This window comes from Paenibacillus xylanivorans (assembly GCF_001280595.1).
In the GTDB taxonomy this organism is placed as follows: Bacteria; Bacillota; Bacilli; order Paenibacillales; family Paenibacillaceae; genus Paenibacillus; species Paenibacillus xylanivorans.
On record NZ_LITU01000065.1, the window covers coordinates 78583 to 80158 of the forward strand.

2 protein-coding genes are annotated in these 1576 nt (G+C 42.8%); one reads left to right on the plus strand and one right to left on the minus strand.

The window, feature by feature from the left end:
* The coding region (locus tag AMS66_RS17705) for a fatty acid desaturase (protein ID WP_407944553.1) at positions 1–799 on the minus strand (799 nt) is incomplete at its 3' end.
* Between the two features lie 376 nt (positions 800–1175).
* On the opposite strand from AMS66_RS17705, the gene AMS66_RS33850 reads away from it, so the two are divergent.
* On the plus strand, positions 1176–1576 hold a 401-nt coding region (locus AMS66_RS33850), incomplete at its 3' end, for a YitT family protein (RefSeq protein ID WP_236703489.1).

Here is a 1576-nt window from a genome sequence, read left to right on the forward strand (position 1 = left end):
TATTACCGCTGATCCACTGCAACAGTTTCGGCAGTTTATAATATGAACTACCTTCTACAGCAGCCTTCACATAACTCCATTCATCCTCATGTTCAAAGTACGTATCTTCGAATTGATGTTGTACGTAGAACAGCCAGATACCGAAGAAACCGGAGAAGAAAAATACGGGTGCTTGCACTAGTACAAAAGCCTGCCAGCCGATTAACCAGCACATAAAGGCATAAAGGGCTACAATCAATGCTGTAGTCAGGTACGTATTCATACGTTCTTTACGTCTTGCACCTTTACGGTTAAAGCGGTAGGCGAACAAAAATACATAAATGGGTCCAATAACGAACATGACAAACGGATTACGATAAATACGGTAGAAAAGACGACCCCAAGGGGAAGCTGCTTTGTATTCTTCAACGGTCATGACCCAGATATCACCTACACCACGTTTATCGAGATTGCTGCTGGTTGCGTGATGAATGGAATGTTCGTTTTTCCATTGCAGGTAGGGCGTCAGGGTTAAAACACCCGTAATGGTGCCGAGAATGTCGTTGGCACGTTTGCTTTTGAAGAATGAACCATGACAGCAGTCATGGAAGATGATAAACGTTCTAAGGACAAATCCCGAGGCTACGAGGGCAATCGGAAATGTCAGCCAGTAGGACACGGACAGGCTATAGTACGCTGCGGCCCATAATAATAATAGTGGCAGTATGGAATTCACTAATTGTTGGATACTCAGGCGAAGATTATTTTTCTCATAAGGGGTTACTTCTTTTTTAAGCGCCATCTCTTTGGTTCTGCTCATAGACGTACGTCCTCCTTCAATGGTCAATAACTATAATTAGTCATAACCTAACGCTTCCTGGGAAAAGGTCTCCAAGTGAGGCGTTTTTATCATTGTATAAGAATGCGTCCAGTGCAGTAAGTCATAAACGTCAGCCCTTTGTAATGATGAATATCAATGATGACCCATGACAAATGTCATGGGTGAACGAAGCGAATCTGCTTTGTAGAGCCTAAAAAAGCAGTGTTTTCAGATTCCTTTGTACAATTCGCGCAACAATTTGTATTATGTATACAAATTTTGTTCCTGGCATGGTAGAATCTATCATTGAGTGGTTATGACAACTTATGAAATTGGTTGATAGGTTGATTTTCTGATGGATTGGATGGAGTGCATGATGAAGAAAAGAATAACGGATATTCTATTTATTATGGCGGGTGCATTTCTGTTTGCACTTGCAGTAAACCTGTTCGTCATCCCGAATGATTTGGCTGAAGGTGGCGTTACCGGGATTACAATTATTTTGTATTATGTCTTTGAATGGTCTCCTGGACTAATGAACTTGCTCCTGAATGGTATTTTGCTACTTGTGGGGTACAAGTTTCTCGACAGAACGACAACGGTGTATACCATTATTGCGGTGGTATTCAACTCGCTGTTCCTGCACCTGACCGAGAGCTGGACGATCGCATCGGACGAGCTCTGGATCAATACTATTTTTGGTGGATTATTTGCCGGTCTGGGTATCGGCTTGATTGTTAGAGTAGGCGGCACAACGGCGGGGACGGTTATTCTGGC